The organism is uncultured Martelella sp. (assembly GCF_963677965.2).
GTDB classification, from domain to species: Bacteria; Pseudomonadota; Alphaproteobacteria; order Rhizobiales; family Rhizobiaceae; genus Martelella; species Martelella mangrovi.
Genome location: NZ_CAXXFM010000001.1, coordinates 2,869,291 through 2,883,848 on the forward strand (window position 1 = coordinate 2,869,291; position 14,558 = coordinate 2,883,848).

A 14,558-nucleotide genomic window follows, 5' to 3' on the forward strand; every position below is an offset into this window, starting at 1 on the left:
TAACAAGAGCAAAGGGAGGACTGACATGCTCAAGACCATGATGAAAACGGCGCTGGTCGCCGGTGTGCTTGCCGTTTCGGCGGGCCAGCTGGCGGCGGCTGCCGATATCACGCTGCGTGCCACGGCCAATTCCAACGAGAATGACGAGGACTATGACGGTCTTGTCGTCTTCAAGAACTATATCGAAAACGCCTCCAACGGCACGATGGCGGTCGATATCTTCATGGGAACCCAGATCTGCGCCACCGGTGAGGAATGCCTGCAGGGCATCGCTGACGGCACGATCGATATCTACATGTCGACCTCCGGCGGCGCGGCGGGGCTGTTTCCCTATCTGCAGATCCTCGATTTGCCCTATCTGATGAATGATGACCGTGTGGCCGAGGCAGTGCTCTCCGGACCGTTCACGGCCGAACTGCGCGACCTGGCGCTTGCCGACAGCGGCGACACCATCCGCCTGATGACCATCGGCAATACCGGTGGCTGGCGCAACTTCGCCAATACCGAGCATACCATCAAGACGCCGGCCGATATGGACGGCATGAAGCTGCGCACCGTGCCGGCGGAACTGCCGCAGGAACTGGTGCGCTCGCTCGGCGCGTCCCCGACGCCGATCGCCTGGCCGGAACTGTTCACCTCGCTGCAGACCGGCGTGGTGCAGGGCACGGCCAACGGCATCACCGACATCATGAACATGAAGTTCACCGATGCCGGGCTGAAATTCATCACGCTCGACCGTCATTCCTACATGGCCGCCTTCTGGTGGATGTCGAATGAGCGGTTCAGTGGCCTTTCGGAAGACCAGAAGAAGATCGTCGTCGATGCCTTCTACGCGCTGCAGCAGGCGACCTTTGCCAGCCCCAAGCGCAAGGAGATCGCCGCCTATCAGGATTTCGTAGAGGCCGGCGGTGAAATCTATGTGCCGACCGACGCCGAAAAGGCCGAGTTCAAGGCCGCTGTCGAGCCGGCCTTCGAATGGTTCAAATCGTCCGTACCGGGCGGCGAGGACATTTTCGCAAGCTTCACCGCCGCTGTGGAAGAGGCGGAAGCGACGGTGAACGAACAGCGTGCCGTGGAAGTCGCGAACTGATTTTTGCTGAAGATGACGCTCCGGCCTGTCGGTCGGGGCGTTTATACCAAGAGTCAATGATTAGGACTCATATGATGCGCGCTGGAATGGTCGTCCGAGTAGGAAAATACCGTGAGAGCGATGCCGGAGCATCGCGCGAGGATTTTGACGCCCTCGGTGGCCATTCCAGCCGCACCCTTTCAGGGCCGGGCGCTTTTGAAAGCCCGCGTCGTTGAAAATCCTCGCCGTAGCGATGGCTACGACTGCGGTTTTCGCCTAGCCGGCTTTCAAAATCGCTCCGGTCATATGGGTCCTAATCATTGACTCTTGGTATTACTCATCCAGTGGAAACAGATGTGCCTTTTCGGGCGCAAAGACGAGGGTGATTTCGCTGCCGGTTTCAAGCGGCCGGTCCTCGGCAAGGGCTGCGACGATGCGCCCGCCCCGGGTGAGTTCGACATTGATGACGGTTTCCGTGCCGAGGCGTTCGACCAGAGACACGGTGCCGTGCAAACCGCCCGCCGTGCCGTCCTCGACGACGTCGAGATATTGCGGGCGCAGGCCGAGCCGGGCCTTTGACGTCGTGGAAAAATCAAACCGTGTCCTGGGAATGGCAACCGGATCGAGCGCGTCCGATTTGACCGTGATCGTGTCGCTCGCCCTTTCGACGATATCGACATCCATGAAATTCATCGACGGTGAGCCGATGAAACCGGCAACGAAGAGGTTGGCCGGTTCGTGATAGAGTTCCATCGGGCTTCCCACCTGCTGCACCGCGCCGTCCTTCAGCACCACGATCCGGTCGGCAAGCGTCATCGCCTCGACCTGGTCATGGGTCACATAAATCATCGTCGCGCCAAGCTGATTGTGCAGTTTGCCGATTTCCATGCGCATATCCATGCGGAGCGCGGCATCGAGGTTGGAGAGCGGTTCGTCGAACAGAAAGACGCTCGGATTGCGGACAATCGCCCGACCGATGGCCACCCGCTGGCGCTGGCCGCCGGAAAGCTGCGAGGGACGGCGGTCGAGCAGATGCTCCATCTGCAAGATGCGCGCGGCGCGATTGACCGCCTCTTCCTTTTCCTTTTTCCCCACGCCGGCAATCGTCAGCCCGAAGGCGACGTTTTCACGCACCGACATATGCGGAAAGATGGCATAGGTCTGGAACACCATGGCGATGCCGCGTTCCTTCGGCTGCAGATCGTTGACCCGCTCGCCGCCGATTTCAAGCGTGCCGTCGGTGATGTCTTCCAGCCCGGCAATCATGCGCAGCAGCGTCGATTTTCCGCAGCCGGACGGGCCGACGAAAACCACGAACTCGCCGTCCCTGATATCGAGGTTCACGCCCTTGATGACCTCGATCTTGCCGAAGGATTTGCGGATATCCCTGAGTGCCAGTTCTGCCATGTTTCCTCTCCTCAGCCCTTCACGCCCGTCGAGGCGATGGATGCGATGAAGGCGCGCTGCAGCACCAGATAGAACACCAGAACCGGCACGGTGATCATCGAAAGATAGGCCATCACCTCACCCCACGGCACGTTGAGCTGGAAGAAATAGCCAAGCCCGACCATGATCGGCCGGTGCGCCTCGTCCTGCACCACGATCAGCGGCCACAGATATTGTTCATTGTACATTTTCAACGCTTTCAGAATGGCCGCCGTTGCGATCACCGGGCCTGAAAGCGGCATCACCACACGGCGATAGATCTGCCACCAGCTTGCCCCTTCGGCCCGCGCCGCCTCGATCAGTTCGCGCGGCAGGTCCTTGAAATACTGCACGAACAGAAAGACGGTCAGCGCGTCGGCAATCCACGGGATGATCTGCACCCGGTAGGTGTTGAGCCAGCCCCATGTGAGCCCGTCGAGGCCAAGCCATGGCAGGCGCGAGACGAACAGCAGCAGCGGAATGGCAATGGTCTCGAAGGGAATGATGAGGGTGGCGAGCACGATGGAAAGCACCACCGCATTGCCGCGCCAGCGCACGAAGGTGAAGGAAAACGCGCCGAGCGAGCACAGGAACAGCGATGCCAGCACGGTCAACGTCGTCACCATCACCGAGTTGAACACGAACAGCCCGATCGGCGCGCGCGCAAAGGCGCCGGCATAATTTTCAAGGCTGATATCGCCAACCGGCAGGAAGGCGCGCAAGGACGATGTATCGCTCAGGAGCTGGGCATTGGGCTTGAGCGAGGACATCACCATGAACAGAAGCGGCAGCAGAAAGACCAGCGCCACCAGCACCAGAACAAGGTAGCGCGTGAACAGCCTGAGGCCGTGATTATCGCCGGAAATGACCGCCATGGCTCAGTTCCTTTCCCGGGTGAAGTAGCGTTGCGCCAGCGAGATCGCGAGCACCAGCACGAACAGCACGACCGAAATCGTCGAGCCGCCGGAGATATCCTGCCGCCCGTAACCGCGTTCGACCGCCTGATAGACAAGGGTTTGCGTGGAATCGAGCGGCCCGCCCTTGGTCATCACGTCGATCTGGGCGAAGACGGCAAAACACTGCATGGTGATGACCACCAGCACGAGGACCGCCGTATTGCGAAGCCCCGGCCATGTGACATAGCGAAAGGTTTGCCATTTCGAGGAGCCTTCGATGGCGGCGGCCTCATAAAGCGTCGGCGATATTGTCTGAAGGCCAGAAAGCCAGATGACCATGTGAAAACCGACCGCCTGCCAGATCGACATGGCGATGATCGAGCCGAGTGCGGTATGGGTATTGCCAAGCCAGTCGACCGGCTGGAACAGGCCGAAGGTCATCCCGGAAAGAAGCGCATTCAAAAGCCCGTCATTGCCGTCATAGATGAACCGCCAGAGCAGCGACACGACGACGATGGAGACCACGACCGGCATGAAGAATACGGCGCGAAAGACATTCACCCCGCGAAGCCGCTGATTGATCAGCAAGGCCAGACAGAGCGCCAGCCCCGCCTGCACCGGCGCCGTGACCGCGACAAACACGAGCGTATTGGTCAGCGCCTTCATGAACACGACATCGCGCGCCACCACCACATAGGCGGTATTGCCGGCATGAATGCGGAACCATTCGCGCATGCCGCGATATTGCGGATAGTCGTCGGAGCGGGTGAAGGAGCGGACGCGCGGATATTCCAGCGCGCCGTTGTCATCGCGCACCAACGCGCCGCTGTCATCGCGTTCGGGTTCTATCGCAATGACGTTGAGGCCGAGCAGGTCACGGTAATTTTCCGTGCCGACATAGCGCGTCGGGTTCGGCGAGATCAGCCGCTGATCGGTGAGTGAAAAGGCAATCGCCAGAAAGAAGGGCAGGATGATGAACAGGCCGATGAGCAGAACGGACGGCGCGGCAAAGGCCCAGCCCGCCCCGTTATTCTCCGTCAGTTTCCGGCTCATATGCGTGTTTCCTTGTTGTCGGTTCCCGCAAGCTGCAACACCTCTCTTTCCGCGTCATGCTCGGGCTTGACCCGAGCATCCATCAGCACCCGTATGTGGCCCCTCGGGTCATGCCCGAGGGTGACGCAGAGCAAAAGCGAGTATGCTCGAAGAGAGGGGACCGGCCGAAGCCGGCCCCCAGGCCCCCGCCTGATCAGTTGTGGCCATAGCCCTGATTGCGCTCGATATCGGTGTCGATCTCGTCGACCGCGCCGTCGAGCGTGTCGGCGACATCTGCGCCGTTGGCCATGTCGGAAAGCGCCTTCTGGAACACGCTGGTTTCAACCACATAGCCCGGCGTGACGGGCCTCAGCGTGCCTTGCGCATCGGAAAGGCCGTAGAACACGGCCAGTGGTGCGCCTTCCTTGTAGTATTCCGACATGTCGGCAGCGCCCTGCGTTGCCGGAACCAGGCCGATGGCGTTGGAGAATTCGGCCAGATATTTGTCCTGAATCGCGTATTCGATGAAGGCTGCCGCCCCTTCGGGATGTTCGGACGCCGCCGAAACGCCGAGCTGCCAGCTTGCCGCGCCGATTTTCGGGCCATTGCCGAGATCGGGTGCGGGCAGGAAGACGACATCGTCATAGGCATCGAGCTTGGCACGCGCCGTCCAGTTGCCGTTCCAGTCGATGGCATAGTCACCGGCGATAAAGCCGTTCTCGTGGTCGGCGGGGTCCTGGCTGGTGCCGGGCACCAGATCACGGTCGAACAGCGACTGCCACCATTCGCCGAATGCAATCGCATCATCGCCGTTCAGAACGCCTTCGGCCGTCTGGTAGTCCGAACGGTCGACCAGATCGCCGCCGAAAGACTGCAGGAAGGGCAGGAAGGCATAGGTGTACCATTCGCCCTGATCGGCCATACCGAGGTTGAGCGGATAGTCGAAGTCGCCGCTGTCCTTCAGTTTGACAAGGATTTCGTCAAACTCCTCGGCCGTCCATGGCTCTTCCAGCGTTGGCTTGCGGATATCATATTTGTCGAGAGTGGACTGGCGCGTCATCATCGCCAGCGCCGCATCCCACAGGCCGACGGAATAGATCTGGTCGTCCCATCGGCCGATGGCGCCGGGCAGGAAGCCTTCAAGCGCGCTTTCGTCAATCGGCAGCGGCTGCATGTAACCGGCCCACGCCCAGTTCGGCATGATCGGCCCGTCGACATCGATAATATCCGGCAGGTTGCCCGCAAGAGCCGCCGCCGTTACGGAATCATTGTAGCTGTCTTCCGGGAAGCTTTCGAGCACGACCTCCCAGTCGTCCTGGCTGTCGTTGAAATCGGAAACGATCCCTTCAAGGATGCCCGATTCCGTCGGGTTGCCCGCGCCGTGATACCACATGGTGAGTTCCGTCGCGGCAAAAGCGCCGGCCGGCAGCGCGGTCGTCGCCATCAGCGTCGCGATTGCAAGGGTCATCTTGTTCATTCTCAGTCCTCCGCTTTGAACACATGGCTTTCGCTCCAGAGCCGGTGCCTGAAGCGCGAGCAGCACCGCCGCCCGCAAAAAATGCGTGTGGGGAGGGATTTGAACTGATAACAGGCCGATAAACGGCGTGAACCGGAAAGCCTGCCGGACCGGAAGGGGCAAAATGCCGGACGGGATGAAACCGGTCCTGTAGAACGGGAAAAAACGGCCCGCATTAAACTGGCGGGGGCCATCCGCCGCGCAGGACTATAACGTCCGCGCAAACCGGAATTGCCGCTATACCCTCCCCGTACAGGACAAAAATGGCCTCCCCGCCGTGTCCCTCATAGATGGGACACAACTCTAGATTAACGTGGTGTTAACACATAAGTTCCGTTCTGCTCAACAGGCGGCATGAAATTGGCGGCTGCGTGCCTGCGTTCTTACTGACAGCGGGTGACAGAGCGCATAGCATGCCAGCGGGCAGACGGAGGACGATATGGGAAGCGAAGATGCGATCCGGATCATAGCCGGGACGATTGAGCGTTCGCCGGAAATCGATGCGCTTTATCTGAGCGGCAGTTTTGCGGTCGGCCTCGAAGACGATTACAGCGACATCGACTTTGTTCTCGTTGCCGGGGAAGGCGCGAGCGACGCGGTGGCCGCACTCTGGCGCCGTGCCGTAGAAGCGGTGGGAGAGCCTGTGCTGTGGCGGGACAGAGTGACGTTTCCCTCACTCATCAATGCCGTGACCGAAGACTGGCTGCGCATCGACGTCATCATTCTCAAACCCGAACAGCTGACGACCCGCTACAGGAACGAGCTTCGCGTATTGTTCGACAGGGCAGGGCACCGGGACACGCTGGCAGACCGCCCGGAACAGCCTCAGCCGGACCCGAAACGCCTGAAATATCAGTTCGAGGAGTTTATCCGCATTCTCGGGCTTCTCGATGTTGCGGCAGGGCGCGGGGAATATATCAACGGCGTGACCGGCATTTTCCATCTGCGCAATCTTCTCGTCGATCTGCTGATACAGGAAACCGCCGCACCCCATCGCGGCGGGGCGCTACACCTCAACCGGCTGATCACGGAAGAGCAGAAGGCGCTTTTGAGGTCACTTCCGTTGCCGGCACCCTCGCGCGAAGCGATGATCGATGTGCATCTGGCCTATGCCAGGGCCTATCTGCCGCGGGCGCGCAGATTGGCAGCGCGCCGGGGTGTGGAATGGCCGGAACGGTTCGAGGCCGTGACGTGGAAACATCTCCACGACCGGCTTCAGATCGAACGGCCTTACGATCCGGCCTGATGCGATCGGGAGCAGAGGCCGCCGCGCCGTTGATAGCGCGGCGGGAAAGGTGTCAGCTGAAACCGACGACCCGGTGCGGAATATAGGGGGCTTCGAGTTTTTCGATTTCGGCGTCCGTCAGTTCCAGCGCCAGCGCGGCCTGGGCATCATCGAGGTGATGCGGCTTGGAAGCGCCGATGATCGGGGCCGAGACCACCGGTTTCGACAGCACCCATGCGAGCGCCACACGGGCCATCGGCACGCCGCGCTCATTGGCGATTTCGGCCACTGCATCGACCACCTTGCGGTCCGAGGCGGCCGTTTCGGCGTAAAGCGTCTTGCCGAATTCGTCGGTTTCGGAGCGCTCCGTCGTTGTATCCCACGGCCGTGTCAGCCGGCCGCGCGCCATCGGGCTCCACGGAATGACGCCAATGCCTTCAGCCGCGCAAAGCGGCAGCATCTCGCGTTCTTCCTCGCGGTAGAGCAGGTTGACATAGTTCTGCATGGTCACGAATTTCGCCCAGCCATTGGCCTTCTGGGTGGCAAGCATCTGGGCGAACTGCCAAGCATACATGGAGGACGCGCCAATATAACGCGCCTTGCCGGCTTTCACCACATCATGCAGCGCTTCCAGCGTTTCCTCGATCGGCGTATTATAATCGAAACGGTGGATCTGGTAGAGATCGACATAATCCGTGCCGAGCCGTTTCAGCGAATTGTCGATTTCCTGCATGATCGCCTTGCGCGAAAGCCCGGCGCCGTTCGGGCCTTCATGCATGCGGTTCATCACCTTGGTGGCCAGCACGATTTCGTCGCGGCGGGTAAATTCCTTCAGCGCCCTGCCGACGATCTCCTCCGAGGAGCCGGCGGAATAGACATTGGCTGTGTCGAAGAAATTGATGCCGTCCTCGACAGCCTTGCGGATGAATGGCCGGCTCTGTTCTTCGGTGAGCGACCAGGGATGGGTGCCGCGTTCCGGCTGGCCATAGGTCATGCAGCCAAGGCAAAGCCGCGAAACATCAAGGCCGGTGCGGCCGAGTTTTACATATTCCATTTTCGGATCCTCAGTTTGCGGGCAGACCCCGAAGGTGACGCCACCGCGGCATCCTGTCAAAGGAAAATGCTGCCGGAAGTGCGGCGGGGGCGGACTTGTGACAAGCCCACCCCGCTCGCATGGCTGCGTGATTAGATCCTCGGGTCAAGCCCGAGGATGACGTCCGTAAAAAGGAAAGATTTATCACGCAGCCTTTGCGGCAAAGGCCTTTTTGCCTTCTTCATCGAGTGCGGCGAAATCCGCATCGGAAAGCGTGATATCGGCCGCGGCGACATTTTCCTTCAGATGCGCCACTTTCGATGTGCCGGGGATCGGCAGCACGACAGGGCTTTTCTTCAGCACCCAGGCAAGTGCAATCTGGCTCGGGGCGGCATCGTGTTTCTTTGCGATTTCGTCCAGAAGCGAGCCGGGCCTTGCCAGATCGCCGGCGGCCAGCGGGAACCACGGAATGAAGCCGATGCCGTTTGCCGTGCAGTAATCCAGAACGTCTTCGCTGGTGCGGTCGACGAGATTGTAGCGGTTCTGCACCGTCGCGACGGGGAACACCTTGCGGGCCGCCTCGATATCGGAAACGGAAACCTCCGAAAGCCCCGCATGGGCGATCAGCCCCTCATCGAGGAATTCCTTGATCGCGCCGAACTGCTCGTCGGCGGGAACCTTGGTATCGATGCGATGAAGCTGCCACAGGTCGATCTGCTCGACGCCGAGATTGCGCAGGCTCTTGTGCACCTGCTGGCGCAGATATTCCGGCCGGCCGACCGGCAGCCAGATTTCCGGGCCGGTGCGCGCCAGTCCGCCCTTGGTGGCAATCTTCACATTGCCATAGGGATGAAGCGCTTCCTTGATCAGCCACTCTGAAACATCCGGACCATAGCTGTCGGCGGTATCGATGAAATCGATCCCGAGTTCCGGCAGCGCGGCAAGCGTTTCAAGAGCGCCGGCCCGGTCCGCCGGTTCGCCCCAGATGCCTTTCCCGGTGACCCGCATTGCCCCGAAGCCGAGACGCGTGACCTCAAGGTCGCCGCCAATCGCAAAGGTGCCCGCCTTATCAGCAAGTGTATGAGCCATGGTAACCTCCCATGTTTGGTGATCAAAATGATGGAAAAATATGGACGCCGCCCTTCGGAAACGGGCTGCGCCTGAATGGCCCTTATTGGTGTCCCATCTGACATGGGCTGCTTTCCCGCCGGTTTCAATGCGCGGGAGAAAAATTCGGCGGGTCGCGGAAAACACCCGCGATCCGCCATCTGCAGACTGTCAGGGAAGATGGAACATCTTCTTAAGCTGGACCTCCACCGGCGCATTGTCCGGCTTCGTCTCCATGATATCGGCCATGAAATCCCACCAGCGGCGGACGATCTCGTTATCCGGGATGCGATCCATCGTGTGGTCGTCACTGCGCTTGAGCACTGCAAACAGATGGTGCGTTTCCTCGTCCAGCCAGATCGAATAGTCCGAAACGCCGGCCTGTTTGAGAACCGTTGCCAGTTCCGGCCAGATTTCGTCGTGCCTGCGTTTGTATTCCTCAGCCGCCCCACGGTTGAGGTTCATGCGGAAAGCAACGGTTTCCATCGGTCTCCTCCCTGTCCCGACCGTCAGACGATACCGCCGCCGGCACCACTGACGGCCGGTCGTTCGCCGGAAACTTTTTGGCGGTAGCCGGCTGCCCGGTACGCCGCGATTGGATCGACCGCGCCGCCGGCGTTTTTGCGCGCCATGGCGAGGATCGGGCCGACATCGGTGCGGAAGGCGTCCTTCAGCGTTTCCGAGGCCATCATCGGATCGTTTTCCTGCTGGTAGGCGGACAATGCCGCACGGTCGACCAGAAGGGCCTGGGCATAGGCGCGCGTGACTTCCACCGCCGAGCGCATCAGGCTTTCGATCGGGTCGGTGACATTGTGCGACTGGTCGAGCATATGAGCCGGGTTGAAATTCTCCGCGCCTTCCGCATCCACCAGTTCGTTGAAGACCAGAAACAGGCGGAACGGATCGATGGAGCCGGTGTCCAGATCGTCATCGCCATATTTGCTGTCGTTGAAATGGAAGCCGCCGAGCTTTCCGAACTGGATCAGGCGGGCGACGATCATCTCGATATTGACGTTGGGCGCATGGTGGCCGAGGTCGACAAGGCAGAAGGCCTTGGGGCCGAGTTCCTTGGCGATCAGATAGTTCGTGCCCCAGTCCTGCACCACGGTGGAGTAAAAGGCCGGTTCGAAAATCTTGTGTTCCGAGAATATGCGCCAGTCGTCGGGAAGGGCGGTGTAGATGCTCTTCATCGCATCGAGATAGCGCTCGAACTGTTTTGTGAAATGGCTCTGGCCGGGAAAGTTCGAACCATCGCCGATCCAGACCGTCAGCGCCTTTGATCCGAGGGCCTTGCCGATCTCGATGCACTCGATGTTGTGGTCGATCGCCTGCTGGCGCGTTGCCGCGTTGGTGTGCGAGAGCGAGCCATATTTGTAGGAATGGTCCTGACCGTCCTGATCCTGGAACGTGTTCGAGTTCATGGCGTCGAAGCCGAGGCCGAGCGCTGTGCCGCGCTGCTTCAGTTCCGTCAGGTCGTCCACCTTGTCCCACGGGATATGGAGCGAAACCGTCGGTGTGGCGCGGGTCAGCTGCTGGATGACGGCGCAGTCTTCCAGCTTGTCGAAGATATGGCGCGGCTCGCCGGAGCCGGGAAAGCGGGCAAACCGCGTGCCGCCGGTGCCCACGCCCCAGGAGGGGACCGCCACGCCATAGGCCGCAACCTTGGCCGTGATGTCGTCAATATTGACGCCGTTGCGGGCAAGCTTTTCGCCAAGCGCCGCATAGTCGGCCTCAAGGTCCTTGGCGCGCTTGTCGTTTTCGGCGGAAAGCACGCCGCTGTCGATCATCTGTTCCATCGTTTCCTCCCGTTGCAGGCCATGCCTGCTGAATTTGTAAAAGCTGGAAGAGCCTGCAGCCACCAATCGCACCCTCAAGGGGGGCATTGGTCTGGCGGCGAGGCAGGGTACGCACCGCGTCCGCCCCTCTCTTCCGTCATGCTCGGGCTTGTCCCGAGCATCTAACCACATATGCCGCGAGCGGAGTCCGCGTCTTACGCCTCCGGAACTCGCGTCCTCCTTTCGTGGGGAAAGGGGCTTAGATCCTCGGGACAAGCCCGAGGATGACGTCGAGTAAGGGGAGGGCGCTGTCGTGCTCGACGGGCGGCGGCACCTCCCGCATTTTATCCAGTCGTGCCCCTTGCCGCTACCGCGTGAACGACTGGGCGTTGCCCGCATCCACGTTGATGATGTTGCCGGTCGACTTCGCCGACATGTCGGAGGCGAGGAAGTAGATCGCCTCGGCAATATCTTCCGGGAATACCGAGCGCTTCAGCATCGAACGGTCGCGGTAATGGGCTTCCAGCTCGTCGGTCGACATCTTGTAGGCGGCGGCGCGTTGTTCCTTCCACTCTCCGGTCCAGATTTTCGAACCGCGCAGCACGGCATCCGGATTGACGGTGTTGACGCGGATCTGGGCGCTCGCGCCTTCGAGCGCCAGGCAGCGGGCGAGGTGGATTTCGGCGGCCTTGGCGGTGCAGTAGGCAGATGCGCCGGGCGATGCCGCAAGACCGTTTTTCGACGAGACGAAGACCACATTGCCGCCGGCATTCTGGTAGCGGAACAGGCGGAAGGCCTCGCGCGACACCAGGAAATAACCGGTTGCCAGAATGGCGATGTTCTTGTCCCAGAGATCGAGCGTTGTCTCCTCGATCGGGGCGGAGGAGGCAAGGCCGGCATTGGAGACGAGAATGTCGAGCCCGCCGAATTCGACCACCGCGTCGGAAAAGCCCTTGGCGACTTCCGCCTCGCTGGTGACGTTCAGATGCACGCCGCGCACAATGTCCTTGCTGAAGACGGATGACAGTTCCGCCTTCGCCGTTTCAAGTGCGGCGTCATCGATATCGGCCAGCACCACGCAGGCGCCTTCGCCCGCCAGCCGGAAGGCGGTTGCCTTGCCGATGCCGCCGGCGCCGCCGGTGACCAGTGCAATCTTGCCGGCAAGCGGTTTCGGTTTCGGCATGCGCTGCAGCTTGGCCTCTTCCAGAAGCCAGTATTCGATATCGAAGGCTTCCTGCTCGGAAAGGCCCTGATAGGTGGAGACCGAGGATGCGCCGCGCATCACATTGATGGCGTTGACATAGAATTCAGCCGAAATGCGCGCCGTTGCCTTGTCCTTGGCAAAGGAAATCATGCCGACGCCGGGCACCAGATAGATGACGGCGTTCGGGTCGCGCATGCCCGGCGAGTTGTCACGCTTGCAGCGCTCGTAATAGGCGGCGTAATCATCGCGATAGGCGGCGATGGCATCTTCAAGCCCGGCGACCGTCTTGTCGATATCCGGGTTTTCCGGGTCGAAATCGATCACCAGCGGGCGGATCTTGGTGCGGAGAAAATGGTCGGGGCAGGAGGTGCCCAGCGCCGCCAGTTCCTCAAGCCGGTTGGAGCCGACGAATTCGAGAACCGCAGGCTGATCGTCGAAATGGCCGAGCTTGCCTTCGGTTTCCGAAATCATGCCGCGGATCTTCGGCATCAGCTTTTCGGCAACGGCGCGGCGCTCTTCGGCCGGCAAGGTTTTCACCTTCACGCCACCGAAGACATCGCCATCAATCTTGGCATCGAGCCAGGCCATCGCCTTGTTGATGATTTCCAGCGTCGTCTCGTAGCTTTCCTTCGCCGTGTCGCCCCATGTAAACAGGCCGTGGCTTTCCAGGATCACGCCGCGCGCATCCGGGTTTTCTTCGCAGAATTTGCCGAGCCACAGGCCCAGTTCATAACCGGGCCGCTTCCAGGGCAGCCAGCCGATTTCGCCGCCGAAAATCTCCTGCGTCAGCGCCTTGGAATCGCTCGAAGCGGCAATGGCGATGATCGCGTCGGGGTGCATGTGGTCGACATGTTTCTTCGGCACATAGGCATGCAGCGGCGTGTCGATCGAGGCCGCGCGGCTGTTCAGATTGAAGGTGCAGTGGGGGAGGTAGCCCACCATCTCGTCCTCATGCTCGATGCCGCGATAAAGCCCCTTCAGCGCGTTGAGCTTTTCCATGTAGAGGGTCGCGAAACCGTCCATCTTGATGGTGCCGACATCGCCGCCGGAGCCCTTGACCCACAGCACCTCGACCTGCTGGCCGGTCAACGGGTCCTTCTCCATCACCTTGGCCGAGGTGTTGCCGCCGCCGTAATTGGTGATACGCTTGTCGGAGCCCAGAAGGTTCGAACGGTAGAGCAGAAGCTCGGATTCGCTCATCCCGGCAGTCTTGCCGTCATCCCACAGGTTCTCGAGCCGGGCGGCCCGGGTTTCATTCGCCATTGTTTCCTCCTTCGGGGCCTTGCGGCCGGGTTCTTCCCGGGCAAAATCTATCCGAAAGTCGGGATTGTCAATCACAAACAATCAAGTTCAATCATATTTTGCATTTTTGCAGTGCAGCATGACTATTTTTGATTGACAGTGATGGCGTTTAGCTGAAATCTGTCAAAAAGGAGGCCCCATGCACGAAAAAGAGCGACATCGCATCATCCTGTCGGCGGTACAGGAAAAACCGGTTGCGACCGTGGCGGAGCTTGTCGATCTGACGGAAAGTTCCGAGGCGACGATCCGGCGCGATATCGCGGCACTTCATGTGCAAAAGCGCCTGCGGCGCGTGCGCGGCGGTGCGGAAGCGCTGAGCCCGCCGCAATTCGTGGGCCTTGCGGGGCGGCCGTTCAGCGTCAACGAGATGATGAATGCCCGGCAGAAACAGGCGATCTCGAAAGCGGCGGTAGCGCTGTGCGAAGATGGCGATTCCATCATCGTCAACGGCGGCACTACCACGTTTCAGATGGTCCATCATCTCGCCAATCGCCGGCTGCAGATCTTCACCAATTCCTTTCCCATCGCCGAGCATCTGCTGAAACATTCCAAGAATACGGTGATGCTGTCCGGCGGCGTGATCTATCGCGAGCAGAATGTGATCCTCAGCCCGTTCGAAAACGATGTGACCCGCAATTTCTGGGCAAAACGGATGTTCATGGGCGCGCAGGGCATTGGCCCGCTCGGGCTGATGGAGGCCGATCCGCTGCTGATCCAGGCCGAGCAGAAGCTGATCGATCAGGCCGAGGAACTGGTGGTTCTGGTCGATTCATCGAAATTCAAACAACGGTCGAGCCTGATCCTTTGCGATCTGAAACGGATTTCGACCGTGATTACCGATTCCGGGCTGCAGGCATCCGATGCCCGCATGCTGGAGGAGGCCGGCGTTTCGGTGATCATCGCCGATACGCAGGCAATGGAGGAAACCGGTTCCGGCTGAGCTTTGAGGAAAGCCAGACGAAACCCCGTTCATC

At 60.4% G+C, this 14,558-nt stretch carries 12 protein-coding genes; 3 read left to right on the forward strand and 9 right to left on the reverse strand.

The features are described 5' to 3' along the window. The first annotated feature begins 25 nt into the window (after positions 1 to 25). Positions 26 to 1,090: a TRAP transporter substrate-binding protein DctP gene (gene dctP, locus ACHZCU_RS13425; RefSeq protein WP_319519176.1), complete on the forward strand. Its 1,065-nt coding sequence runs from the start codon at positions 26 to 28 to the stop codon at positions 1,088 to 1,090. A 312-nt stretch (positions 1,091 to 1,402) separates the two neighbouring features. Here dctP and ACHZCU_RS13430 read toward each other — a convergent pair whose 3' ends face one another. The 4 genes from ACHZCU_RS13430 to ACHZCU_RS13445 all read right to left on the reverse strand — a co-directional run bounded on the left by ACHZCU_RS13430 (position 1,403) and on the right by ACHZCU_RS13445 (position 5,899). After that, positions 1,403 to 2,476, reverse strand: coding sequence for a sn-glycerol-3-phosphate ABC transporter ATP-binding protein UgpC (locus tag ACHZCU_RS13430; RefSeq protein ID WP_319519177.1), 1,074 nt, complete (start codon positions 2,474 to 2,476; stop codon positions 1,403 to 1,405). A gap of 11 nt (positions 2,477 to 2,487) precedes the next feature. Then, positions 2,488 to 3,369 carry a carbohydrate ABC transporter permease gene (locus ACHZCU_RS13435; RefSeq protein ID WP_319519178.1) on the reverse strand — a complete coding sequence of 294 codons (882 nt, stop codon included), beginning with the start codon at positions 3,367 to 3,369 and terminating at the stop codon, positions 2,488 to 2,490. 3 nt (positions 3,370 to 3,372) lie between these two features. Next, the gene (locus ACHZCU_RS13440) at positions 3,373 to 4,443 is read right to left on the reverse strand and encodes a sugar ABC transporter permease (RefSeq protein ID WP_319519179.1); all 1,071 of its coding nucleotides are present in this window, start codon (positions 4,441 to 4,443) and stop codon (positions 3,373 to 3,375) included. Between the two features lie 193 nt (positions 4,444 to 4,636). Then, positions 4,637 to 5,899, reverse strand: coding sequence for an extracellular solute-binding protein (locus ACHZCU_RS13445; RefSeq protein WP_319519180.1), 1,263 nt, complete (start codon positions 5,897 to 5,899; stop codon positions 4,637 to 4,639). Positions 5,900 to 6,377: 478 nt separating this feature from the next. On the opposite strand from ACHZCU_RS13445, the gene ACHZCU_RS13450 reads away from it, so the two are divergent. Continuing rightward, complete coding sequence (locus ACHZCU_RS13450) at positions 6,378 to 7,184, forward strand: hypothetical protein (RefSeq protein ID WP_319519181.1); 807 nt, start codon at positions 6,378 to 6,380, stop codon at positions 7,182 to 7,184. Between the two features lie 52 nt (positions 7,185 to 7,236). Here ACHZCU_RS13450 and ACHZCU_RS13455 read toward each other — a convergent pair whose 3' ends face one another. From ACHZCU_RS13455 to ACHZCU_RS13475, 5 genes are all read right to left on the reverse strand, one after another. Continuing rightward, a complete protein-coding gene (locus ACHZCU_RS13455; protein WP_319519182.1) occupies positions 7,237 to 8,217 on the reverse strand; it encodes an aldo/keto reductase in 981 nt (326 codons plus the stop codon). Between the two features lie 183 nt (positions 8,218 to 8,400). Next, complete coding sequence (locus ACHZCU_RS13460; RefSeq protein ID WP_319519183.1) at positions 8,401 to 9,285, reverse strand: aldo/keto reductase; 885 nt, start codon at positions 9,283 to 9,285, stop codon at positions 8,401 to 8,403. A gap of 189 nt (positions 9,286 to 9,474) precedes the next feature. Beyond that, positions 9,475 to 9,789, reverse strand: coding sequence for an L-rhamnose mutarotase (rhaM, locus tag ACHZCU_RS13465; RefSeq protein WP_319519184.1), 315 nt, complete (start codon positions 9,787 to 9,789; stop codon positions 9,475 to 9,477). Positions 9,790 to 9,812: 23 nt separating this feature from the next. Further along, complete coding sequence (gene rhaI / locus ACHZCU_RS13470) at positions 9,813 to 11,099, reverse strand: L-rhamnose catabolism isomerase (protein ID WP_319519185.1); 1,287 nt, start codon at positions 11,097 to 11,099, stop codon at positions 9,813 to 9,815. A 346-nt stretch (positions 11,100 to 11,445) separates the two neighbouring features. Next, positions 11,446 to 13,545 carry a bifunctional rhamnulose-1-phosphate aldolase/short-chain dehydrogenase gene (locus ACHZCU_RS13475; RefSeq protein WP_319519186.1) on the reverse strand — a complete coding sequence of 700 codons (2,100 nt, stop codon included), beginning with the start codon at positions 13,543 to 13,545 and terminating at the stop codon, positions 11,446 to 11,448. A gap of 178 nt (positions 13,546 to 13,723) precedes the next feature. Here ACHZCU_RS13475 and ACHZCU_RS13480 point away from each other — a divergent pair, with 178 nt between their 5' ends. Beyond that, positions 13,724 to 14,524 (forward strand): DeoR/GlpR family DNA-binding transcription regulator, encoded by an 801-nt coding sequence (locus ACHZCU_RS13480; RefSeq protein WP_319519187.1) that lies wholly within the window; start codon positions 13,724 to 13,726, stop codon positions 14,522 to 14,524. Positions 14,525 to 14,558: the final 34 nt, after the last annotated feature.